20 protein-coding genes are annotated in these 23,647 nt (G+C 58.8%); 10 read left to right on the forward strand and 10 right to left on the reverse strand.

Going from position 1 to position 23,647, the window contains the following annotated elements:
* Nucleotides 1–103: 103 nt before the first annotated feature.
* On the forward strand, nucleotides 104–1,450 hold the full coding sequence (locus KW837_RS19120; protein ID WP_218397926.1) for an OprD family porin: 1,347 nt from the start codon (nucleotides 104–106) through the stop codon (nucleotides 1,448–1,450).
* Nucleotides 1,451–1,515: 65 nt separating this feature from the next.
* Here the strand turns inward: KW837_RS19120 and KW837_RS19125 are convergent, their stop codons facing one another.
* Complete coding sequence (locus KW837_RS19125; protein WP_218397928.1) at nucleotides 1,516–2,358, reverse strand: mechanosensitive ion channel family protein; 843 nt, start codon at nucleotides 2,356–2,358, stop codon at nucleotides 1,516–1,518.
* Nucleotides 2,359–2,542: 184 nt separating this feature from the next.
* On the reverse strand, nucleotides 2,543–3,028 hold the full coding sequence (locus tag KW837_RS19130) for a YajQ family cyclic di-GMP-binding protein (protein ID WP_007906601.1): 486 nt from the start codon (nucleotides 3,026–3,028) through the stop codon (nucleotides 2,543–2,545).
* Nucleotides 3,029–3,168: 140 nt separating this feature from the next.
* Here KW837_RS19130 and KW837_RS19135 point away from each other — a divergent pair, with 140 nt between their 5' ends.
* Genes KW837_RS19135 through KW837_RS19145 form a run of 3 tightly spaced genes read left to right on the forward strand, consistent with a single transcriptional unit; the run spans nucleotide 3,169 to nucleotide 6,752 of the window.
* A complete protein-coding gene (locus KW837_RS19135) occupies nucleotides 3,169–4,086 on the forward strand; it encodes a putative 2-dehydropantoate 2-reductase (protein WP_218397929.1) in 918 nt (305 codons plus the stop codon).
* Between the two features lie 45 nt (nucleotides 4,087–4,131).
* Nucleotides 4,132–6,168, forward strand: coding sequence for a HAMP domain-containing sensor histidine kinase (locus tag KW837_RS19140; RefSeq protein WP_123495527.1), 2,037 nt, complete (start codon nucleotides 4,132–4,134; stop codon nucleotides 6,166–6,168).
* A 2-nt stretch (nucleotides 6,169–6,170) separates the two neighbouring features.
* Complete coding sequence (locus KW837_RS19145) at nucleotides 6,171–6,752, forward strand: cob(I)yrinic acid a,c-diamide adenosyltransferase (RefSeq protein ID WP_218397932.1); 582 nt, start codon at nucleotides 6,171–6,173, stop codon at nucleotides 6,750–6,752.
* A gap of 117 nt (nucleotides 6,753–6,869) precedes the next feature.
* Here KW837_RS19145 and KW837_RS19150 read toward each other — a convergent pair whose 3' ends face one another.
* The 4 genes from KW837_RS19150 to secA all read right to left on the reverse strand — a co-directional run bounded on the left by KW837_RS19150 (nucleotide 6,870) and on the right by secA (nucleotide 12,682).
* Nucleotides 6,870–7,814, reverse strand: a complete 945-nt coding sequence (locus KW837_RS19150; RefSeq protein WP_123495517.1) for a Nudix family hydrolase — start codon at nucleotides 7,812–7,814, stop codon at nucleotides 6,870–6,872.
* Entirely contained in the window at nucleotides 7,811–8,443 is a 633-nt protein-coding gene (locus KW837_RS19155; RefSeq protein WP_218397935.1) for a glutathione S-transferase family protein, read from the reverse strand. Before KW837_RS19155 ends, KW837_RS19150 begins: the two co-directional genes overlap by 4 nt.
* 165 nt (nucleotides 8,444–8,608) lie before the next feature.
* Nucleotides 8,609–9,826 (reverse strand): bifunctional glutamate N-acetyltransferase/amino-acid acetyltransferase ArgJ, encoded by a 1,218-nt coding sequence (argJ, locus tag KW837_RS19160; protein WP_008015216.1) that lies wholly within the window; start codon nucleotides 9,824–9,826, stop codon nucleotides 8,609–8,611.
* Nucleotides 9,827–9,946: 120 nt separating this feature from the next.
* Nucleotides 9,947–12,682 (reverse strand): preprotein translocase subunit SecA, encoded by a 2,736-nt coding sequence (gene secA / locus KW837_RS19165; protein ID WP_192343859.1) that lies wholly within the window; start codon nucleotides 12,680–12,682, stop codon nucleotides 9,947–9,949.
* Nucleotides 12,683–12,989: 307 nt separating this feature from the next.
* Between secA and KW837_RS19170 the strand changes: the two genes are divergently transcribed.
* The gene (locus KW837_RS19170) at nucleotides 12,990–13,445 is read left to right on the forward strand and encodes a DUF721 domain-containing protein (RefSeq protein WP_007906612.1); all 456 of its coding nucleotides are present in this window, start codon (nucleotides 12,990–12,992) and stop codon (nucleotides 13,443–13,445) included.
* A gap of 113 nt (nucleotides 13,446–13,558) precedes the next feature.
* Here KW837_RS19170 and KW837_RS19175 read toward each other — a convergent pair whose 3' ends face one another.
* Nucleotides 13,559–15,046, reverse strand: coding sequence for a helicase HerA-like domain-containing protein (locus tag KW837_RS19175; RefSeq protein WP_218397938.1), 1,488 nt, complete (start codon nucleotides 15,044–15,046; stop codon nucleotides 13,559–13,561).
* Nucleotides 15,047–15,230: 184 nt separating this feature from the next.
* Between KW837_RS19175 and KW837_RS19180 the strand changes: the two genes are divergently transcribed.
* From KW837_RS19180 to KW837_RS19195, 4 genes are all read left to right on the forward strand, one after another.
* The gene (locus KW837_RS19180; RefSeq protein WP_218397940.1) at nucleotides 15,231–17,120 is read left to right on the forward strand and encodes a methyl-accepting chemotaxis protein; all 1,890 of its coding nucleotides are present in this window, start codon (nucleotides 15,231–15,233) and stop codon (nucleotides 17,118–17,120) included.
* A gap of 196 nt (nucleotides 17,121–17,316) precedes the next feature.
* Complete coding sequence (locus tag KW837_RS19185) at nucleotides 17,317–18,438, forward strand: glycosyltransferase family 1 protein (RefSeq protein WP_192343856.1); 1,122 nt, start codon at nucleotides 17,317–17,319, stop codon at nucleotides 18,436–18,438.
* Nucleotides 18,431–19,207 carry a DUF2334 domain-containing protein gene (locus tag KW837_RS19190; RefSeq protein ID WP_218397942.1) on the forward strand — a complete coding sequence of 259 codons (777 nt, stop codon included), beginning with the start codon at nucleotides 18,431–18,433 and terminating at the stop codon, nucleotides 19,205–19,207. Before KW837_RS19185 ends, KW837_RS19190 begins: the two co-directional genes overlap by 8 nt.
* Complete coding sequence (locus KW837_RS19195) at nucleotides 19,204–20,199, forward strand: lysylphosphatidylglycerol synthase transmembrane domain-containing protein (RefSeq protein WP_218397944.1); 996 nt, start codon at nucleotides 19,204–19,206, stop codon at nucleotides 20,197–20,199. The genes KW837_RS19190 and KW837_RS19195 overlap by 4 nt, the downstream gene beginning before the upstream one ends.
* 79 nt (nucleotides 20,200–20,278) lie before the next feature.
* Here KW837_RS19195 and KW837_RS19200 read toward each other — a convergent pair whose 3' ends face one another.
* Nucleotides 20,279–20,455 (reverse strand): hypothetical protein, encoded by a 177-nt coding sequence (locus KW837_RS19200; protein WP_185022263.1) that lies wholly within the window; start codon nucleotides 20,453–20,455, stop codon nucleotides 20,279–20,281.
* An 82-nt stretch (nucleotides 20,456–20,537) separates the two neighbouring features.
* On the reverse strand, nucleotides 20,538–21,386 hold the full coding sequence (gene purU, locus KW837_RS19205; protein ID WP_008072448.1) for a formyltetrahydrofolate deformylase: 849 nt from the start codon (nucleotides 21,384–21,386) through the stop codon (nucleotides 20,538–20,540).
* A gap of 326 nt (nucleotides 21,387–21,712) precedes the next feature.
* Between purU and mvaT the strand changes: the two genes are divergently transcribed.
* Entirely contained in the window at nucleotides 21,713–22,090 is a 378-nt protein-coding gene (gene mvaT, locus KW837_RS19210) for a histone-like nucleoid-structuring protein MvaT (RefSeq protein ID WP_007933316.1), read from the forward strand.
* Between the two features lie 98 nt (nucleotides 22,091–22,188).
* On the opposite strand, the gene sbcB is transcribed toward mvaT, so the two are convergent.
* Nucleotides 22,189–23,619 carry an exodeoxyribonuclease I gene (gene sbcB / locus KW837_RS19215; protein ID WP_218397945.1) on the reverse strand — a complete coding sequence of 477 codons (1,431 nt, stop codon included), beginning with the start codon at nucleotides 23,617–23,619 and terminating at the stop codon, nucleotides 22,189–22,191.
* Nucleotides 23,620–23,647 lie beyond the last annotated feature (28 nt).

The raw sequence follows: 23,647 nt of genomic DNA on the forward strand, positions 1-23,647 counted from the left end.
CGGCGTGATATAAGTTTGCGCCGACACAAAAAGAAAGAGCCGCCCGGATAATAAAACAGGCGGGACGGCAGTACTCTTCTAAAAACCAAAGGAGCAAATCACGATGCGCGTGATGAAGTGGAGCATGATCGCACTGGCAGTTGCAGCAGCAGCCAGTACTCAAATGGCTACGGCCGCACCTTTCGTAAGTGACCAGGCTGAAGCCAAAGGTTTTGTTGAAGACGCCAAGTTCGACTTGCTGATTCGCAACTATTACTTCAACCGTGACAACAAAGATGGCGCCCGCGACGTTAAAGACTGGACCCAAGGTCTTTGGGGCACCTTCAACTCCGGTTACACCCAGGGTACTGTTGGTGTTGGCGTTGATGCATTCGGTTACCTGGCCATCAAACTGGATGGCGGCGATGGCACTTCCGGTTCGGGCAACATGAGCCGTAGCGACACCGTCAACGCCAACGGTGGCCGCAATGTCAACGACAGCCAGGGTAAAGCCGGGGGGGCCATTAAATTCCGCGTCTCCAAAACCGAGCTGAAATTCGGCGACATGTCGCCAAGCACTGCTCCAGTGTTTGCTGTTGGCGGTTCCCGTATCCTTCCTCAAGTTGCCAGCGGTTTCCAACTGCAGAGCAGCGAAGTCAAAGACCTTGACCTCGAAGCCGGTCACTTCTACTCGGGTTCCAGCCAGGACAAAAACGCCCGTGACGGCGGTCTGTTTGCAAACTACGCCGGCGTTGAAGCCAACAGCATCGACTATTTCGGTGGCAAGTACGGCATTACCGAAAACCTTTCCGCATCGCTGTATGGCGCCAAGCTGGAAGACATCTGGAACCAGTACTACGCCAACGTGAACCTCACCACTCCATTTGGTGGTGACACGTCGCTGAACACCGACTTCAACATCTACCGCACCACCGACACCGGTGACGCGAAAGCCGGTGACATCAGCAACACAGCATTCTCGCTGGCCACCGCTCTGTCGTTCCTGAAAGCACACACCATCACCCTGGCCTTCCAAAAGGTTAATGGCGATACCCCGTTCGACTACGTCGGTATTGGCAAGAACAACCGCGGCGGCGACTCGATCTTCCTCGCCAACTCCATCCAGTACTCTGACTTCAACGCCCCTGGCGAGAAGTCTGCCCAGATCCGTTACGATCTGAAAATGGCTGAGTACGGCGTTCCTGGTCTGAGCTTCATGACCCGTTATGTGAAAGGTTGGGACATCGACGGCACCAAAACTCCAGCAGGCAGCGCTTACACCGGCCTGTACGGTGAAGATGGCAAGCACAACGAAACCAACTTCGAAGCCAAGTACGTTGTTCAGTCTGGCCCGGCAAAAGATCTGTCCGTCCGCTTCCGTCAAGCTTGGCACTTTGCTAACGCCGACGAAGGTGAAGGCGACGTGAAAGAGTTCCGTGTGATCGTCGACTACCCGCTGTCGATTTTGTAATCGCATCCAGTTAGTTTGCGGTAACAAACAAAAAGGCCCATCTTCGGATGGGCCTTTTTTGTTGCTTACTGCACCGCAGATTCCTGAACCATTCGAATCACCCGCTGTGGAAACGGAATATCGATACCGGCCGTTTTCAAACGATCACGGGACTGTTCGTTGAACATGAACATCACATCCCAATAATCCGCCGTCTTCACCCACACTCGAAGGGAAACAGTAATCGAACTGTCGCCCAGAGTAGAAATCACTGCCTGAGGTGCCGGGTCAGCCAAAACGCGCTCATCTTTGGCCAGGTCCAGCAACACTTCACGGGCCTTCTGCAAGTCCGCCTCGTAAGCCACGCCTACATCGAATATCACCTTGCGGGTCGGCTGACGGTTGGTGTTGGTGATGATGCCGTTCGACAGATTGCCGTTAGGCACGATGATGGTTTTGTTATCGCCGGTGCGCAGTACGGTGTGAAAGATCTGGATGCTGTCGACCGTACCGGCAACACCTTGAGCTTCGATCCAGTCACCGATGCGGAACGGGCGGAACAACAGAATCAGCACGCCGCCAGCGAAGTTCGCCAGGCTGCCCTGCAACGCCAGACCGATCGCCAGGCCAGCAGCACCGATCGCTGCGACGAACGAGGTGGTTTCCACGCCGATCATCGACGCCACGCTGACGATCAGCAGAATCTTGAGGATGATGTTCGCCAGGTTGCTGATGAAACCTTGCAGCGCCAGGTCGGCATTACGCAACGCCAGCAGGCCGCCGAGTTTTTGCGTGACTTTGTTGATCAGCCACCAGCCGATGGCCAGGGTAATCACCGCCAACAGCACGCGACTACCGTATTCCATGATCATCGGAATCCAGGCTTGGGATGCCTTGACCAGATTGTCCACTTCAGTATTCAAATCCATCTACTTTCTCCTGATTTCCGGCCATCCGGCACGCGAAAAATAAGCGGCAGAAAGACCCGCCGGGTTAAACACAATCGAGGTGGGAGCGGGCTTGCTCGCGAAAGCGGCGTGTCATTCAACAGTGATGTCGACTGATACGCCGCTTTCGCGAGCAAGCCCGCTCCCACAGGTTCCCGCTTGAAAGTCAGTCGCGGAAGTTGTTGAACTGCAGTGGCATGTCGAACGTCTTGGCGCGCAGGGCTGCAATCGCTTCCTGCAAATCGTCACGCTTCTTGCCGGTAATGCGCACTTGCTCGCCCTGAATGGCGGCCTGGACCTTGAGTTTGGCGTCTTTGACGTGAGCGACGATTTTCTTCGCCAGCTCTTTGTCGATGCCTTCCTTGAGGACCGCTTCCTGCTTCATCAACTTGCCCGACGCGTAGGCATCCTTGACTTCAAGGCACTGCACGTCGATCTTGCGCTTGACCAGAGCCAGCTTGAGGATCTCGATCATCGCTTCGAGCTGGAAATCGGCTTCCGCGGTCAGGTTGACGGTCAGGTCCTTTTCCTTGAACTCGAAGGTGCCTTTGCCTTTCAGGTCATAACGACGATCGAGTTCCTTGACGGCGTTCTCGACCGCGTTGGTGACTTCGTGTTTGTCCAGTTCGGATACCACGTCGAACGACGGCATGTAATCTCTCCAATAAAAAGGCACGCTCGATAACGATGGAGCGCGCTTGGCTTGCGGTTAAAATCGGGCTCATTATAACGGGTCTTTTCCAACCGATACTGCGAGCCTCACATGCCTGCGTCAAACCGAGCAAAAAGTTGATGTCTACCCCTTGGCACATTCTCGGCGCCGGCAGCCTCGGCACCCTTTGGGCCACACGTCTGGCGCGGGCTGACGTACCGGTCAGGTTGATCGTGCGGGACGCGACACGCTTACAGGCCTATCAGACGGCGGGCGGTTTGACGCTGGTCGAACACGGCGAAGCTCAGCTGTATCCGGTGCCCGGCGAAACAGCCGACAGCGACGAGCCCATCAGCCGCCTGCTGGTGGCCTGCAAAGCCTACGACGCCGAGAAAGCCGTGGCCCGCCTCGCCCACCGCCTGACACCCGACGCCGAACTGATCCTGCTGCAGAACGGCCTCGGTAGTCAGGACGCGGTTGCCGCGCAGGTGCCTCAGGCGCGCTGCATCTTCGCCTCCAGTACCGAAGGCGCGTTTCGCGATGGCGACTGGCGTGTGGTGTTCGCCGGTCACGGCTACACCTGGCTGGGCGATGCGGGCCATCCAGTAGCGCCGATCTGGCTGGAGGACTTGAGCGCCGCCGGTATTCCCCATGAGTGGAGCACCGACATCCTCACAAGGCTGTGGCGAAAACTGGCGCTCAATTGTGCGATCAACCCACTGACCGTACTGCACGAATGCCGCAACGGTGGTTTGCAACAGCATCATTGCGAAGTCGCCACCCTGTGCGCCGAGCTCACCGAACTGCTGGAGCGCTGCGGCCAGCCGGCAGCGGCGGAGAACCTCCGGGAGGAAGTCGAACGAGTGATCAAGGCCACAGCGGCCAATTTCTCCTCGATGTACCAGGACGTCGCGAGTCAGCGCCGCACAGAAATCAGCTACCTGTTGGGCCATGCCTGCAAGGTCGCGTCGCGGCATCAGTTGAACCTGCCCCACCTCAGTCAATTGCAGGAGCGCCTGATTGCTCATCTGCGCAGCCTTGGATTGCCCAGCGACTGAGCAGCGGCTACGCTGGCCACTTGTTCCTTTTCAGCGATGAACCTGATGCCATTGCGCCAGCGCCTTGAAAACCTTCCAGTCGGCCAGAAATTGCTGGCCGCCCTGCTGGTGCTGTTGACCACCGTTTTGCTGGTCGCCAACCTGACCTTTATCAGCGCCGCCTATTACATCTCCCAGGAAAGCATGGCCCCCCAAGCCTTGCAGACCATCGGCCGACTGGTGTCCAACCCAAGCCTGATCTCCGACGCCTTGAAGTCACCGCAAACCGCCCAGCGTCTGCTCAACGAGCTCAACAGCTATACACCGTTGCGTGCAGCAGCGCTCTATGACGGCAAAGGTGTGCTTCTGGCGCAGCTGCAGCAGGGCGACGAGCTCCATCTACCGGAGCATTTCCGGCATCTGGAAGCCTGGCAAGCCACCGAGTTTCGCAGCAACCAAGTGATCACCCTGCCCCGCCCCGGTACCGCGCCGGGGCACTTGCTGCTGGTAGCCAGCAGCGAATTGCCGATGGCGTTCTACACCGGGACCCTGACCGCCAGTTTGGGGATTCTGATCTTCAGCGTGCTGTTATGGCTGGTGATTGCCCGGCAGATCAAACGCCTGATTACCCGGCCGATCCATCAGCTCGAAGAGTTGTCCCGGCAAGTGACCCGGGAAGAGAACTACGCCCTACGCGCCTCTCGCGGCAACCACGACGAAATCGGCAGCCTCGCCGAAGCGTTCAACACCATGCTCTCGCGCATCGAGGCCCGGGAGCAGCAGCTCAAGCGCGCCCGCGACGATTCCCAGGCCGCTTACGACCAGGCTCAGGGGCTGGCCGAAGAAACCCGCCACACCAACCGCAAGCTGGAACTGGAAGTTCAGGTGCGCAGCAAGATCGAAAAGAAACTCACCGGTTTCCAGAACTACCTCAACAGCATCATCGACTCCATGCCGTCGGCCTTGATCGCCCTCGACGAGCAGCTCTACGTAACCCAGTGGAATCAGGAAGCCAGCGCCCTGTCCGGCACTCGCCTGGACGAAGCCTTGAACCAACCGATCTTCCTCGCCTTCGAACCGCTCAAACCATTCCTGCCGCAACTCAGGCAAACCGTCGAGCAGCACACGGTGGCGAAGATTGAACGGGTTACCTGGCTCAAGGACGATGAACCCAAGCATTACGCCCTGACGTTCTACCCATTGATGGGCGGTGCCGGGCGCGGCGTGGTGATCCGGATCGATGACATCACCCAGCGGCTGTCCCTGGAAGAAATGATGGTGCAGTCGGAAAAAATGCTCTCGGTCGGTGGCCTCGCCGCCGGCATGGCCCACGAAATCAATAATCCACTGGGTGCAATCCTGCACAACGTGCAGAACATTCGTCGGCGCCTGTCACCCGATCTGCCGAAGAACCTCGAACAGGCCGAGCAACTCGGCATTGAGCTGGAAACGGTCAACCAGTATTTGAAAGCTCGCGAAGTGCCGCAATTACTCGATGGCATTCAACAGGCCGGCGCCCGGGCGGCGAAAATCGTGACGCACATGCTCAGCTTCAGCCGCCGCAGTACCCGGCAGATGGCTCCCTGCGATTTGCCGGCGCTGATCGATCAAGCGGTGGAGATCGCCGGCAACGACTTCGACCTGGCGATCGGTTTCGACTTCAAGGGGCAGGCGATCATTCGGCAGTTCGATCCGGCACTGGGCCCGGTGCCCGGCACTGCCAACGAACTGGAGCAGGTGCTGCTCAACTTGCTGAAAAACGCCGCACAAGCCATTCACCAACGTACCGACGACCGCGAACCGGGGCGGATCATTCTGCGTACAAAACTGAACCCGCCATGGGCGGAAATTCAGGTCGAAGACAACGGCATCGGCATGAGTGAGAACGTGCGCAAACGTACGTTCGAGCCGTTCTTCACCACCAAGGAAATCGGTCAGGGCACCGGCCTTGGGCTCTCGGTCTCGTACTTCATCATCACCAACAACCACAAGGGCCAGATGGAAGTGCAATCGACGCCGGGCCAAGGTACCTGTTTCACCTTGCGCCTGCCGTTGTCGGGCACTCCGGTGGTCTCTCAAGAACTCAATCAGCTGTCGAGGTAACCATGGGCTTTCGCTTGTCGAAGATTTACACCCGTACTGGCGACAAAGGCGAAACCGGGCTCGGCGATGGCCGCCGGGTGCCCAAGGACCATCCGCGCATCGAAGCCATTGGCGAAGTCGATACGCTGAACAGCCAAGTGGGTGTGCTGTTGGCCGGGTTGGCGGCGCAAAGTGATACGTATCCGGGGTTGAACGAAGTGATCGAGGTGTTGGCGCCCTGCCAGCATCGGTTGTTCGACTTGGGTGGCGAACTGGCGATGCCGGTTTATCAGGCACTGAATACGGCGGAAATCGAGCGCCTGGAAGCGGCGATCGATGTGTGGAATGAAGAGTTGGGGCCGCTGGAGAATTTCATTCTGCCCGGCGGTTCCGCGCTGATCGCCCAGGCTCACGTATGCCGCTGCCTGGCGCGCAGTGCCGAGCGGCGCTGTCAGCAGTTGAATGCGATCGAGCCATTGGCCGGGGTTGGGCTGGCGTATATCAATCGGTTGTCGGATTTGTTGTTTGTGGCGGCACGGTTGATTGCCAAGCGTCAGGGGATTGCCGAGATTTTGTGGCAAGCGGCAACGAAACCCGGGGTTTAGTCGGCGCCCTCAAGGACGCCTTCGCGGGCAAGCCTCGCTCCTATAAGGACGGCGTTGTTGCCAAATCCTGTAGGAGCGAGGCTTGCCCGCGAAGAGGCCAGTAGCCTCAACGCAGAATCAGGCCTCAGGCCAAAACGCCCGAATCCCCGCCACACCCTGCGCCCCTGCTTCCCAGGCTTTCTGCCGCTCTGCCGGGCCCACCCCTCCCAGCAAGAATACCGGTTTGCTGAAGCCCTCGATCAAAGTCGAAGCCTGCTCCCAACCCAATGGCAGAGCATCCGGATGAGTCTGCGTCGGCTGCACCGGCGACAGGGTCACGAAGTCCACGCCCATTTGCTCGGCCAACGCCAGTTCTTCAGCGTTGTGGCAAGACGCTGCCAACCAGCGTGACGCCGGTAGCGGACGCCCCGCCGCCGCGTACTTGCGCAACTGCGCCGACGTGATGTGCCAACCGGCGGACGGGAAGTCCCCCAGCCATTCAAACGGCCCCTTGATCATCAACTGCGCCTTGCCGGCACACAGCCCCGCCGCATCCACCGCCAGATCGCGGTATTGCGGGTCGTAGCCGTTGGGCGCGCGCAACTGAATCAGCTTGATGCCACCGGCGATGGCTTTCTGAATACCGCGCAGCAAGGCCGGGGTTTCCAGGCCCTCCGGGGTGATCAGGTAGTCGCCGGGCAAGCGTGCAGCGGCGACGATCGGCTGGTTGGCGGCCGGAAATTCGTAATCCACCAGTTCCCGCGCGGTCACCCAGGCCAAAGGCTGGCCTTCGGCGCCATGGGGTTCGCCGGTAAACGCCGAGACTTCCCAGACATCCAGCAACACCTGCTTGTCCGGGTAATCGTGGCGGACCTTGATCATCGGTCGCGCGGTATTGACCACAATGCCCAACTCTTCGTGAAGCTCGCGAGCCAGGGCCATCTCGACGGATTCGTCATCCTCGACCTTGCCACCGGGGAACTCCCACAAACCGCCCTGATGCTGAGTGTCGGCACGGCGGGCAATGAGGATCTTGCCGCTGCTATCGCGGATAACCGCGGCTGCTACATGGACTCGTTTCACCGCTCTATTTCCTCCAGACCCGCCTTCCGCCAGGCCTTGAAGGCTGGCCATTGGTAGATGGTTTCGACATAGGCCGCGTCGGCCTCGGGCAGTTTTACCTGATAGGTGCGCAGGCGTACGGCGATCGGTGCAAAAAACGCATCGGCCAGGGTCGCGCCGCCAAACAGGAACGGGCCGGTTTCAGTCGCGACGGCGCGACATTCAGCCCACAACGCCAGCATGCGCTCGATTTCAGCCTGAACCTCAGATGGGGTCGGCGACAGTGGCGCATCGTGGCTCAGGTCGAACGGCATGTTGCCGCGCATGGCGAAAAAACCGCTGTGCATCTGCGCACACGCCGAACGCGCCTGGGCACGGGCGGCAGTGTCTTGGGGCCAGAGCCCGGCATCGGGGAATTGTTCAGCCAGGTATTCGGCAATCGCCAGGGAATCGGCAATGGTGCCGTGCTCGGTTTTCAGCAGCGGGACTTTCCCGGTTGGCGAATGCTTGAGCACGCGCTCGCGAGTGTCCGGCTGGTTCAGCTTGATCAGTTCTTCGGTGTAGGACGCGCCGGTCAGGTCAAGGGCCAGTGCGGCGCGCAGGGACCAGGAGGAATGCAGTTTGTCGCCGATGATCAGGTGGAGGCTCATGTTCGGGACCTTTTGATAGGGGGATGGACCAGAATCTTTGGTGTCTGGTCGGCCGCCTTCGCGAGCAAGCCCGCTCCCACAGTTGATCGAGTTCTTCCGCAAGAAATGCAATCGAATGTGGGAGCGGGCTTGCTCGCGAAGGGCGCGACTCGGTCCGGACCTAATTTACGTACGGTACTCGGCGTTGATCTTCACGTATTCGTGGGACAGGTCAGTGGTCCAGATGGTTTCGCTGCAATCACCGCGCCCCAGTTCGATGCGGATGGTGATCTCTTCCTGCTGCATCACCGCCGCGCCCTGGGCTTCGGTGTAGGTGGCAGAGCGAGCACCACGGCTGGCGATGCACACGTCGCCGAGGAACACGTCGATCTTGCTCACGTCCAGATTCGGTACGCCGGCACGGCCCACGGCGGCCAGAATGCGGCCCCAGTTCGGGTCGGAGGCGAACAACGCGGTCTTGATCAGCGGCGAGTGGGCCACGGTGTAACCGACGTCCAGGCACTCCTGGTGATTGCCGCCGCCGTTGACTTCCACGGTGACGAACTTGGTCGCGCCTTCGCCGTCGCGCACGATGGCCTGGGCCACGTCCATGCAGACTTCGAACACCGCTTGTTTCAGCAAAGCGAACAGCGGACCGCTCGCTTCGGTGATTTCTGGCAGTGCTGCCTGACCGGTGGCGATCAGCATGCAGCAGTCGTTGGTCGAGGTGTCGCCATCGATGGTGATGCGGTTGAACGACTTGTTGGCGCCGTCCAGCAGCAGGTTTTGCAGCACATCGCGGGAGACTTTGGCGTCGGTGGCGATGTAGCCGAGCATGGTCGCCATGTTCGGGCGGATCATGCCCGCGCCCTTGCTGATGCCGGTGACGGTGATGGTCACGCCGTCATGCTGGAACTGGCGGCTGGCACCCTTTGGCAGGGTGTCGGTGGTCATGATGCCGGTAGCGGCGGCTTCCCAGTTATTCACCGACAGGTCGTCGAGGGCGGCTTGCAGCGCGCCTTCGATTTTTTCGACCGGCAGCGGCTCGCCGATCACACCGGTGGAGTACGGCAGCACCAGGCTTGCATCGACGCCAGTCAGCTCAGCCAGTTTGGCGCACGTGCGCTCGGCGGCTGCCAGGCCAGGTTCGCCGGTGCCGGCGTTGGCATTGCCGGTGTTGGTCAGCAGGTAACGTACCGGGCCTTGCACGCGTTGTTTGGCCAGGATCACGGGAGCGGCGCAAAAGGCGTTCAGGGTGAACACGCCCGCGACCGTGGAACCTTCGGCACAGCGCATGACCACGACATCCTTGCGCCCCGGGCGCTTGATGCCGGCCGAGGCGATACCGAGTTCAAAACCGGCAACCGGGTGCAACGTTGGCAAAGGACCAAGACCAACAGCCATGAATGCGCTCCTTAATAAATGATGTCTGCACCGCCGTCGGGGCGTCGGTGGTTTAAATGGCAAAACGCCGCGACGGCATAAGCCGGTCGCGGCGCGGGTATTTCAGCGTATGAAACGGGTTTACTGGATCTGCCCGTGGCAATGCTTGAACTTCTTGCCCGAACCGCAGTAGCACAGCTCGTTACGGCCCAGCTTCTGCTCGTTGCGCACCGGTGCGGTGGCGAGGGCTACGTCGACCTCTTCACCCAACACTTCCGGTTGCTCCAGGCCAGGTGCTTCGTCGTGCTGGAACTGCATGCGCGCAGCCAGTGCTTCGGCCTCCTGACGCAGGCGAGCTTCTTCTTCGATCGGATCTTCGCGGCGAACCTGAACGTGCGACAGCACACGGATCGAGTCGCGCTTGATCGAATCCAGCAACTCGGAGAACAAGGTGAAGGACTCGCGCTTGTATTCCTGCTTCGGGTTCTTCTGCGCATAACCACGCAGGTGGATGCCGTGACGCAGGTGATCCATGGTCGACAGGTGGTCTTTCCACAGGTCGTCCAGTACGCGCAGAACGATTTGCTTCTCGAAGGTGCGCAGTGCTTCGGCACCGGCCTGGTCTTCTTTCTCGTTGTACGCGGCGATCAGCTCGTTCATCAGCTTCTCGCGCAGGGTCTCTTCGTAGAGGTGATCGTCTTCGTCCAGCCATTGCTGGATCGGCAGCGCTACACCGAAGTCGCTCTGCAACGCCGCTTCCAGACCGGCCACGTCCCACTGCTCTGGCAGCGATTGCGGTGGAATGTGCGCGCTGACGGTTGCGTTGAGCACGTCCTGACGGAAATCGGCGATGGTTTCGCCGATGTTGTCGGCGGCCAACAAACTGTTACGCATGTGATAGATCACTTTACGTTGTTCGTTGTTGACGTCGTCGAACTCGAGCAGTTGCTTACGGATGTCGAAGTTGCGGCCTTCAACCTTGCGCTGAGCCTTCTCGATGGCGTTGGTCACCATGCGGTGCTCGATCGCTTCACCGGACTGCATGCCCAGCGCCTTCATGAAGTTCTTCACCCGGTCAGAGGCGAAGATGCGCATCAGGCTGTCTTCCAGCGACAGGTAGAAACGGCTGGAACCGGCGTCGCCCTGACGACCGGCACGACCGCGCAACTGGTTGTCGATACGGCGCGATTCGTGACGCTCGGAAGCGATCACCTGCAAACCGCCCGACTCCAGCACTTGCTGGTGACGTTTCTGCCAGTCGGCCTTGATCTGGGCAATCTGCTCAGGGGTCGGGTCTTCCAGCGAAGCGACTTCCACTTCCCAGTTACCGCCCAACAGGATGTCGGTACCACGACCGGCCATGTTGGTGGCGATGGTCAGTGCGCCCGGACGACCGGCCTGAGCAATGATTTCGGCTTCTTTTTCGTGGAACTTGGCGTTCAGAACCTTGTGTTCGATGCCTTCCTTCACGAGCAGGCTGGACATGTGCTCGGACGTTTCGATGGTGGCAGTACCCACCAACACCGGACGGCCCTGAGTCATGCACTCCTTGATGTCGTTGATGATCGCCGCGTATTTCTCTTCGGCGGTCAGGAACACCAGGTCGTTGTAGTCTTTACGCGCCAACGGTTTGTTTGGCGGAATCACCATGACTTGCAGGCCATAGATCTGGTGGAATTCGAACGCTTCGGTGTCTGCGGTACCGGTCATGCCGGACAGCTTGTTGTACAGACGGAAGTAGTTCTGGAACGTGGTCGACGCCAGGGTCTGGCTCTCGGCCTGGATGTTCAGGTGTTCCTTGGCCTCGATGGCCTGGTGCAGGCCTTCGGACAAACGGCGACCCGGCATGGTACGGCCGGTGTGTTCGTCGACCAGTACGACCTGACCGTCCTGCACGATGTATTCGACGTTGCGGTTGAACAGTTTGTGCGCACGCAGGCCAGCATAAACGTGGGTCAGCAGACCGAGGTTATGCGCCGAATACAGGCTCTCGCCTTCAGCCAGCAGGCCGACGCGGGTGAGCATGTCTTCGATGAACTGGTGACCGGCTTCGTTGAGTTCGACCTGACGGGTCTTCTCGTCCACGGTGTAGTGGCCAGCCTTGGTGACTTCGCCTTCGACTTCTTCGACGTGCAATTCCAGCTGCGGGATCAGTTTGTTGATCTCGATGTACAGCTTGGAGCTGTCCTCGGCCTGACCGGAGATGATCAGCGGGGTACGGGCTTCGTCGATGAGGATGGAGTCGACTTCGTCGATCACGGCAAAATTGAGTTCGCGCTGGAATTTTTCTTCCATGCTGAACGCCATGTTGTCGCGCAGGTAATCGAAACCGAATTCGTTGTTGGTGCCGTAGGTGATGTCGGCGGCGTAGGCGGCACGCTTCTCTTCCGGCGGCTGGAATGGGGTCACCACGCCGACCGTCATGCCGAGGAATTCGTAGAGCGGACGCATCCAGTTGGCGTCACGGCGGGCCAGGTAGTCGTTCACCGTCACAACGTGCACGCCCTTGCCGGACAGTGCGTTGAGGTAAACGCCCAGTGTCGCCACCAGGGTCTTGCCTTCACCGGTACGCATTTCCGCGATCATGCCTTCGTGCAAGGTCATGCCGCCGATCAGCTGGACATCGAAGTGGCGCATACCCATGACGCGCTTACCGGCTTCGCGGGCGACCGCAAAGGCTTCTGGCAGCAGCTTGTCGAGGGTTTCCCCTTTGGCGAGGCGGGCCTTGAACTCGTCTGTCTTGGCACGCAATTGATCGTCCGAAAGGGCCACCATTTGCTCTTCGAAGGCATTGACGAGCTGCACCGTCTTGAGCATGCGCTTGACTTCACGCTCGTTCTTGCTTCCAAAAAGTTTCTTTAACAAAGGCGCAAACATATCGGCAGGATCTTCCACACTAAAGGGATGGAGGGCGGCCCCGTGAGTCGCCCGTGCAGCCCTCATGGCCGCATGCGAACGAGTATTCTACCCGGAAACGATGGTGAGGAAAGTGGCGTTATTCCACGATGCATGCACTGCGCTATGACGGGGCTCACTTAAAATAAGGGCATTTTGCTGAACTTCAACCCATCAAGGGCACAAGTTACTTGTTGATTTAATGGGTAAAGCGCTCGCAAAGCAATGGGTCGGGGGCAGCGGGTGCTTTCTGTTACCATGGCCGCTCTGTTACTTCAGGTGTCTGATCATGGCATTTCGCCCTCTCACGGCCAGAGCACCCGCCGTTCTGCTTCGCGAAGCCAAACCGCTGAAAGCCATTTTTGGCCACGCTCAACGCCTGGGTCATTTACAACGTCTGGTGGAAAGTCAGTTGCAGCCAGCTGCCCGCGAGCATTGCCATGTGGCGTCGTGGCGCGAAGGCAGTTTATTGCTGATTGTCACCGACGGCCATTGGGCCACCCGCCTGCGTTATCAACAAAAGCGTCTGCAACGGCAGTTACAGCTGTTCGACGAGTTCGCCAGCCTGACGCGGATTCTGTTCAAGGTTCAACCGCCTACCGTTCAGCAAGGGGCTGCGGGGCATACGATAAATTTGTCGACCGATGCGGCGGCGACCATTCAGGCGACGGCTGACGGGATTACCGACCCGAACCTGCGGGCGGCCCTCGAACGGCTGGCGGCTCACGCCAAACCCAAAACCTGAAATTGACACATACCCCGTAGGAGCGAGGCTTGCCCGCGAAGAGGCCCTTGAGGCCGCCAAAAGCTTCGCGGGCAAGCCTCGCTCCTACGGGGGTTGTGTTCAATCAAAGGTTTTTAGCGGCGTTTGCTGCCACCGAGCAATGAGCCCATCAACCCGCGTACCAATTGTCGGCCCAATTGATTCGCCGCCTGTCGCATCGCTGATTTCAATTCCTGGCCTGCCGCTGTGCCGAGGAATTCCCCGGCCTGCTCGGTGAAACTCGGCTCTTCAGGTGCAGGTTTGCCCGGCACTGCTTCGGGCTCCGGCGCCAGGCCTTTGCGCCCCATCAGCACTTCATAAGCCGATTCGCGATCGACCGGTTTGTCGTAACGCCCCTTGAACGGCGAACCGGCAATCAGCACGGTGCGCTCGGTCTCGGTCAGCGGGCCGATCCGCGATTGTGGCGGTGCAACCAATACACGCTGGACCATCCCGGGTGTGCCCTTGTCCTGCAAGGTGCCGACCAGCGCCTCGCCGATCCCCAACTCGGTCAAGACCGACAAGGCGTCAAATGCCGGGTTCGGCCGAAAACCGTCAGCCACCGCACGCAGGGATTTCTGCTCTTTGGCGGTAAACGCGCGCAAACCGTGCTGAATGCGCAGGCCCAGTTGAGCCAGTACATCATCCGGCAAATCACCTGGCGATTGGGTGACGAAATACACCCCCACGCCTTTCGAGCGAATCAGTCGCACCACTTGTTCCAGACGCTCCTGCAACGCTTTGGGCGTACCGGCGAACAACAAGTGCGCTTCGTCGAAAAACAGCGCCAGCAGCGGTTTCTCGGCATCGCCACGCTCCGGCAGTTGCTCGAACAGTTCGGCCAGCAGCCAAAGCAGGAACGTCGCATAGACCTTCGGCGCTTCGTGCACCAGACGACTGGCATCGAGCAAGTGAATGCGCCCGCGACCATCCACGGCCGGTTGCAACATGTCTTCCAGTTGCAGCGCCGGTTCGCCGAACAACGCTTCAGCGCCTTGCTGTTCCAGCGTTGCCAAACGGCGCAACAGCGCCTGGCTGGAACCGGTGGTCATCAACGCGGCGTCATCCCCCAGCAGTTCGGGGCTGTCGCGCAGGTGATTGAGCAGCGCCTTCAAATCCTTCAAATCCAGCAGCAACAGCCCTTCGCGGTCGGCCACCTTGAATGCGGCATAGAGTGCCGACTGCTGACTGTCGGTCAGCTCCAGCAGACTGCCGAGCAGCAACGGGCCCATTTCGCTCAAGGTTGTACGCAGTGGATGACCGGACTGACCATTAATGTCCCACAGGGTCACCGGATACGCCTGAGGCTTATGGTTCAACCAAGGCATGCCGGCGATCCGCTCGGCGACTTTGCCTTGAGGGTTGCCGGCAGCGCCCAGGCCGCACAGGTCGCCTTTGATGTCCGCCGCGAACACCGCCACGCCGGCATCGCTGAAGGCTTCGGCCAGGCGCTGCAAGGTGACGGTTTTGCCAGTCCCGGTAGCGCCCGCTATCAGGCCGTGACGGTTGGCCAGGCGCATGGCCTGGGCGATGGACTGGCCCGCGAGATCGGCGCCGATAACGAGTTGCGATGAGTCAGGCATTTTGTCACCCATGGTTAATCTTTGATCCTTCATGGCCGATAACAAGCGAGAGACCAGACTGAAAATAGCGTCGGTAATTCCCTAAGGAGAGGTGGAAATATCAGCTTACTTTCAACACTGCCCATTTTGCGCGCCTTTATAAAAGCACGCCCTGGACATTAAGACTTTAGCGGACCCCCAAGCCATGAATAAAAATCTGCGCTTCAGCCATAAAATACTGCTTGCCGCCGCCCTCATCGTTATTGCTGCCTTCGCCTCGTTCACGTTGTACAACGACTATCTGCAGCGTAATGCGATACGCAACGACCTGGACAACTACCTGCAAGAAATGGGCAGTGTAACGGCCAACAATATCCAGACCTGGCTGGCCGGACGCAGCCTGCTGATCGAGAACCTGTCACAAAACGTCGCACTGAACGCCGACACCGACAACGTCTCCAAACTACTCGAACAGAAGGCGGTAACCTCGACCTTCATGGGCGCTTATCTGGGCAACAAGGATGGCACCTTCATCATCCGCCCTGACAGCAAGATGCCCGACGGCTATGACCCTCGCGCCCGGCCTTGGTACAAGAGCGCCCAAAGCACCGGCGGCTCGGCACTGACCGAACCGTACATCGACCTGGCGTCCGGTCAACTGGTCATTTCCATCGTCAACAGTGTGCTCAAGGACGGTCAAAGCATCGGCGTGGTCGGTGGCGACTTGAGCTTGCAGGTGATCGCCGACAGCCTCAACGCGCTGGACTTCGACGGCATGGGTTACGCCTTTCTGATCAGCGCCGATGGCAAGATCCTGGTTCACCCGGACAAATCCCTGGCGATGAAGTCCCTGAGCGAGGCGTACCCGAAAAACACCCCGCGCATCGGCAGCGAACTCAGTGAAATCGACGTCGACGGCAAGACCCGCATCGTCACGTTCACTCCGATCAAAGGCCTGTCCTCGGTCAATTGGTACATCGGCCTGTCGGTGGATAAAGACAAAGCCTTCTCGATGCTCAGCGAGTTCCGGACCTCGGCAGTCATCGCGACCATAATTGCCGTGGCGATCATCATCGCCTTGCTCGGCATGCTGATCCGCCTGCTGATCCAGCCGCTGCACGTCATGACCCGCGCCATGGAAGACATCGCCGACGGTGAAGGCGACCTGACCAAGCGCCTGACCATCCAGAATCAGGACGAATTCGGCATCCTCGGCACGGCGTTCAACCGTTTCGTGGAACGGGTTCATACCTCGATCCGCGAAGTGTCCTCGGCCACCGGCCAAGTCAACGAAGTAGCCCTGCGTGTGGTGGCAGCCTCGAACTCGTCGATGTTCAATTCCGACCAGCAAGCCTCGCGCACCAGCAGCGTTGCCGCGGCAATCAACCAACTCGGCGCCGCGGCCCAGGAAATCGCCCGCAACGCCGCACAAGCGTCAAGTCAGGCCAGCGACGCGCGCAGCCTGGCCGAAGATGGCCAGCAGGTGGTGGATCGCAGCATTGCCGCGATGAATCAGCTGTCGACCATGCTCAGTGCCTCGAGCACCAACATCGAATCGCTGAACAGCAAAACCGTGAACATCGGGCAAATTCTCGAAGTGATCACCAGCATCTCCCAGCAAACCAACCTGCTGGCGCTGAACGCCGCCATTGAAGCGGCACGGGCCGGTGAAGCCGGGCGCGGTTTTGCCGTGGTGGCCGACGAAGTGCGCAACCTGGCGCACCGCACACAAGAGTCGGCGCAACAGGTGCAAACCATGATCGAGGAGCTGCAAGTCGGCGCCCGGGAATCGGTCAGCACCATGAGCGACAGCCAGCGCCACAGCCAGGACAGCGTGGAAATCGCCAACCTGGCCGGCGAACGCTTGAACAGCGTGACGCTGCGCATCGGCGAAATCGACGGCATGAACCAGTCCGTGGCCACGGCGACCGAGGAACAGACGGCGGTGGTTGAATCGATCAACGTGGACATCACCGAGATCAATACGCTGAACCAGGAGGGCGTGGAAAACCTGCAATCGACGTTGCGGGCATGCTCGGACCTTGAACAGCAGGCTTCGCGATTGAAGCAGTTGGTGGGTAGTTTCCGGATTTAAGTCGCTCTTGAGGGCCCCTTCGCGGGCAAGCCTCGCTCCTACGGGATCATCACTGGCCCTGTAGGAGCGAGGCTTGCCCGCGAAGACGGTCTGCTAATCCCCGCAAAACCTCGCTGACACCCTCCGCCGCAAAACCCCAAACGAACATCTATCCTTCATATAGGTCAACCCAAGGGAGAACAAACGGACCGGAGGGATGTTCATCGTGCATATCGCTGACATAACCATGTTCTACGCCCCTGCCAGCGGTGGCGTGCGCACTTATCTGGATGCCAAACACCGTCGCCTGGGCAGCAAGCCAGGCATTCGTCACAGTCTGCTGATTCCTGGGGCTCATTTGAGTGAACAGGATGGTATTTACACGGTTCCGGCCCCTGCCCTGCCCTTTGGCAAGGGTTATCGCTTCCCCCTCCGTCTCGCGCCGTGGCGCAATGTCCTGCAGGATTTGCAGCCTGACCTGATAGAAGCCGGCGACCCTTACCTGACTGCCTGGGCCGCTTTGGACGCCAAGCGGCAGCTCGATGTGCCGGTGATCGGTTTTTATCACTCGGACCTGCCACTGCTGGTGAGCAATCGCATGGGCAATTGGGTTACACCCAATGTCGAAGCTTATGTCAGCAAGCTTTATAGCAACTTCGACCGGGTTCTGGCACCGAGTCAAATCATGGCCGATAAACTGATCGGGTTGGGCGTAAAAAACGTTTTCGTACAACCGCTGGGCGTCGACCTGCAAACGTTCACCCCCAATGCACGGGATCCAGATTTGCGGGCCGAATTGGGCATCGATGAAAATACACACCTGCTGATCTTCGCCGGCCGTGGGTCCAAGGAAAAAAACCTGCCGGTGCTGCTCAAATGCATGAAACGCCTGGGTCGTCGTTACCATCTATTACTGGTGGGCTCATCAATGCCGACCCTGGTACCGCGCAATGTCACCGTCCTCGATGAGTTCTACCCGGCGGCGCAAGTCGCGCGCTTGATGGCCAGTGCCGATGCGCTGGTGCATGCCGGTGATCAGGAAACTTTTGGCCTGGTGGTCCTTGAAGCCATGGCCAGTGGCATTCCGGTGGTGGCCGTGGCGGCTGGGGCTTTTCAGGAAATTGTCACCGATCAATGCGGCCTGCTTTGCGCGCCGAACAATCCAGCAGCGATGGCCAACGCGGTGCGCGAACTGTTCAGTCAGGGCAGCGCCGCGCTGGGCAAACAAGCCCGTAGCCATGTCGAGCAGCATTACTCTTGGGATATCGTGGTCGACAGCCTGCTGGGGCACTATCACGCGGTACTCGGCACTCAATGGCCACTGATCGCCAATGGTTGAGCCCATGAACGCGCCCAGCCTGATACTGGTATTGCACGACGTTGCGCCGCAAACCTGGCCCGATTACCAAGCCTTTGTCGAAGCCGTCGACGCATTGGGTAAGGTGCCGATCACCTGGCTGGTGGTGCCAAATTTCCACAAACATAACGACCTGGCTGCGTATCCGGCGTTTCGACGTTTGCTGACCCGCCGCGTCGCTCGCGGCGACGAACTGGCACTGCACGGTTATTTCCATTGCGATGAAGGGCCAATCCCCATCACGCCCCGAGACTGGTTCATGCGCCGAATCTACACCCATGAAGGCGAGTTCTACGACCTGCCTCTGGAAGCCGCCCTCTCCCGCCTGCGTGCCGGAATCGAGGTGTTTCACCGTTATAACTGGCCACTGGAAGGTTTCGTCGCCCCGGCCTGGCTGATGAGCGAAGGCACCCGCCAGGCCTTGCGCCAGGTACCGCTGCGCTACACCAGCGACTCGCAGCATCTGTATCGTTTGCCGGATTTCACCGCAATCGATGCCCCCGGTCTGGTCTGGAGCGCACGCAGCGCCTGGCGCCGCGGTCTGTCGAAAATCGTCAGCGATCAGCGCGAGCAACGTTGGCGCCAGGCGCCGGTGATTCGTCTCGGCCTGCACCCCGTGGACATGCGCCATGAGTTTTCGCGTCACTACTGGCTGCACACCCTCAAACGCTTGCTCGACGAGGGACGTGTGCCGATGACCAAGGCCAACTGGCTGACACAGCAACGCGACGTCGTCGGTCGCGCCGCATGAGCCGCGGGATTCTGCTGGTCGTCGCCCTGCTCGCTGCGGTGCTCATCCCGTCGTTGCTGGGCGGCGGCGAGACATGGTCGCGGTTGCAAAGCTTTCCGCTGAAATGGTTGCTGGTCATGTTCGGCATGATCCTGCTGTGCTGGATGCTCAACACCCTGCGCTTGCGCCTGTTGCTGGGAGATCAGCGCGGCAAGATCAGTCACGTCAAAAGCCTTGGGGTGGTGATGTCCGCCGAATTCGCTTACTGCGCCACTCCCGGTGGCAGTGGCGGACCGCTGACCATCATGGCCCTGCTGGCACGCCACGGCGTACGACCGGCCAGGGGCAGCGCCGTGTTCGCCATGGATCAGTTGAGCGATCTGCTGTTTTTTCTCTGCGCACTGAGCGGGATTCTGATTTATGCACTGTTCCAGCACCTCAGTCAGCGCATGGAATGGCTGCTGACCGTCAGCGCCATCTCGATGTTTGGCGGACTGTTTAGCTGCGTATTGGCGGCTCGCTACCACCGCTCGCTGATTCGTCTGAGCGGTCGGTTGCTCGCTCATATCAATGTCAAAGGCACCACCCGGATGCGCTGGGCACGAAAACTCCTGCACTTCCTGGCGGCGTTCACTGACACACTGAAGTTGCCCTTTCAGACATTGATCACGGTGTTTGCACTGACCTGCCTGCATTGGCTTTTGCGCTATAGCGTGTTGTATCTGGCGTTACGTGGGCTGGGCATGGACTTGCAGTGGGCCTGGTGTTTTCTGATCCAGATGCTGTCGCTGAGTGCAGGGCAGTTCAGCCTGTTGCCGGGCGGGGCCGGAGCGGCGGAATTGACATCGGCGGCGCTGCTGGCGCCTATGGTCGGGAAGTCCACCGCGGCGGCGGCGATTCTGATCTGGCGGACAGTGACTTATTACTTCTACCTGGTGGTCGGTGGTCCGGTGTTTTTGCTGATGCTCGGGCGGCCATTGCTCAGGAAGCTGATGAAGTTCAAACGGGCTTAAAAGATCGCAGCCTTCGGCAGCTCCTACATTAGGGTATACACCGCGCCCTTGTAGGAGCTGCCGAAGGCTGCGATCTTTTTCAGGCGCCCCCGACCGCATCGTCGCAATCGCCCTGCAACTGCTCCCACAACTCGGCGGCACCGGGAAACTCCGTGCCGTCTTCGGCGCTCAGGTCATCCGGGTCATAGCGACTCAAACAGCCCTCACCCAATGTGGCGGGTGCTTTGGAAGTGGCTTTGTCCAATGGATCGGCCATGGTCATGTTCTCAGTGCAAAAAACGGCGAAGGGCCTGCAGCGATTGAACGCTCAGGCCCTTCGAGTTTCAACCGTATCGCTATCAGAACACCACGGTTTTATTGCCATGCACCAGCACCCGGTCTTCCAGGTGATAACGCAGACCACGGGCCAGCACCATTTTCTCGACGTCACGACCGAAGCGCACCATGTCTTCAATACTGTCGCTGTGACTCACGCGTACGACGTCTTGCTCGATGATCGGACCGGCGTCCAGCTCTTCGGTGACATAGTGGCAAGTGGCGCCGATCAACTTCACACCGCGCATCGAAGCCTGGTGATACGGCTTGGCACCGACGAACGACGGCAAGAAGCTGTGGTGAATATTGATGACTTTATGAGCATATTCGCTGCACAACTCGGGCGGCAGAATCTGCATGTAACGGGCAAGTACCACCACTTCCGCTTCGTGCTGTTTGACCAGGCGCGAGACTTCGGCGAAGGCCGGTTCCTTGTTCTGTGGGTTGACCGGGACATGGTAGTAAGGAATACCGTGCCACTCGACCATGCTGCGCAAATCATCATGGTTGGAAATCACGCAAGTGATTTCACAGTCCAGTTCGTCGCTGTGCCAGCGGTGCAGCAAGTCGGCCAGACAGTGAGATTCACGGCTGGCCATCAACACCACGCGTTTCTTCTGCTCGGTGTCGGTGATGCGCCAATCCATCGAGAACTCTTCGGCGATCGGTGCAAACGCTTCACGAAAGGCTTCGATACCGAAAGGCAGCGAATCGGCACGAATTTCGTGACGCATGAAGAACCAGCCACTGAGATTATCCGAGTGATGGCTCGCTTCAGTGATCCAGCCATTATGTGACGCCAGAAAGTTACTGACTTTAGCAACGATGCCGACGCGGTCCGGGCAAGCAATCACCAGCCGAAAAGTGCGCATGAGGGGGAAACTCCAGAACTTCGCAAAGGCCGCCATTCTAGCGATTGCGCAGCAAAACTGCAGTATTGATGACGTATGGCCTTACCCGCAGGTCTGGTACAGGTTCTGCAAGCACACGCGGCCCCACGCGATGGTGTTCTTGCGGGCAATCTTCAAGAGGTCAACTGTGAATATTTGTGACGCTATTTAACTGTCCCTCCAATGTGTGTCTTGTTCCGCAACTAATTTAAATAAAACTCCGGTTAAATGTTTACTTGATGAAACACCCTGACTATTATTGTCGCACTGTCACCCTGCCATCCAGCGCCCAACATAAGGTAGTCCTCATGTCCTTGATCAACGAATATCGCGCCACCGAAGAAGCTATCAAAGAGCTGCAAGCCCGTTTGAAGAATCTGTCCCAAGACGACAAACTGCAAACCGAGCTGGAATTCGAAGGCAAACTGCGCACCCTGATGGGCGAATACTCCAAATCCCTGCGCGACATCATCGCGCTGTTGGATCCAGAGTCCAAAACCAAGGCTCCACGTGGCGGCGCAGTAAAAACTACTGGCACCAAGCGTGCTCGCAAAGTTAAACAATACAAAAACCCGCACAATGGCGAAGTCATCGAAACCAAAGGTGGCAACCACAAGACTCTGAAAGAGTGGAAAGCCAAGTGGGGCGGTGATGTGGTTGAAGGTTGGGCTACCCTGCTGGGCTAAGCCGCAAGCGTGTCGCAGACTGATCCGCGACCAAAAAAACGCCAGCAAATGCTGGCGTTTTTTTATGCCTGAAATTCAAGCGCAAATTATTTTCGTTTTCAAAGATTCAAACGTTTGCGTAATGACTGGACATGATTTTGCCATTCATCCAGAACCTCTCGCTGAAACGATGTAGCACTAGTCGTCAATTGAGCCGCCGCCTCCAGAAAACTATCCAGCGTATTTGGCGCGCCCCACTCAGGTGCACACAAACGTTTCTGACAGAATATTCGCCAGCGTTCTTGCTCTTCCAGGCTCAACGTATCGGGAAAGTTGCGTGCGCGATAACGAAACAATAATTCAGGCAAACGTTCATCATCGAAAGGCCACTGTTCTTGTGCTAATTGCGCAGGGTCGGCAGACCTGACTTGCTCACATAGGCGCCGGTCCCGATCACCGATAAAACCGTCGTATAACTGTTGCTCGGGGTCTTGGCTCGGAGAGAAATCGTCGCTGGCGTAAATGTCTGCCACTTTATCTCGCCAAACTTGTTGTGCGTCACTTAGCCGCAGCGCCCGCTCCTGATAAAGCGCCATATCCAGCCCCAGACGTTGCTGATCTACAGGACGGATTACCGATAACGGCGCCACTACCGGGCACTTGTTTATGTGTATGAGCTTGAGCGGCACCGGCAGTTCGCCTTCGGCCAAGTCATCGCGGCGGGTATAAAGCCGCTGACGCAAGGTTTCGGCATCCAGATCAAGCAGCCCCTGAGGGTCCAGGTGCAGGTCACAGACAATCAGCGCGTTGCGATTACGTGGATGCCAGGCCAATGGCAGTACCACACCCACATAGTTGCGGGCCGCCGAGAAGCGCCCGGAAATATGCACCATCGGCTGCAACAGCCGAATTTGATCCATGACCTTTTGTTTACTGCGCAGTTGAAACAGCCAGTCATATAACTTCGGCTGTTTTTCCCGAATCAGGCGTGCCAAAGCGATAGTGGCGCGCACATCCGACAGCGCCTCGTGCGCATGCCCATGATCGATACCATTGGCGGCAGTCAGACGTTCGAGTTTGAGCGTGACCCGCCCCTCGTCGTCCCTGGGCCAGACGAGGCCATCGGGACGCAAGGCATAAGCGGCGCGCACCACATCGATCAAGTCCCAGCGGCTGTTGCCGCCCTGCCACTCCCGTGCATAGGGGTCGAAAAAGTTTCGATACAGGCTGTAACGGGTCATCTCGTCATCGAAACGCAGCGTGTTGTATCCGGCCCCACAGGTGCCGGGCGCCGCGAGCTGGGCATGAACCCGAGTCATGAAATCGGCTTCGCTCAAACCTTGTTTGGCCAGACGCGTGGGCGTAATACCGGTGATAGCACAAGCCGCCGGATGAGGCAGGATGTCGTCACTGGGCTGGCAATAAAGGTTGACCGGTTCGTCTATTTCATTGAGATCGAAGTCGGTGCGAATCCCCGCCACTTGCAGCGGGCGGTCGCAACGGGGGTTGATGCCAGTGGTTTCATAGTCGTACCAGAAGATCGAGGTCACGGGCTGTTCCTGAACTGAAGACCGGCGA

The sequence above is a fragment of the Pseudomonas sp. PDM24 genome, assembly GCF_019218905.1.
In the GTDB taxonomy this organism is placed as follows: Bacteria; Pseudomonadota; Gammaproteobacteria; order Pseudomonadales; family Pseudomonadaceae; genus Aquipseudomonas.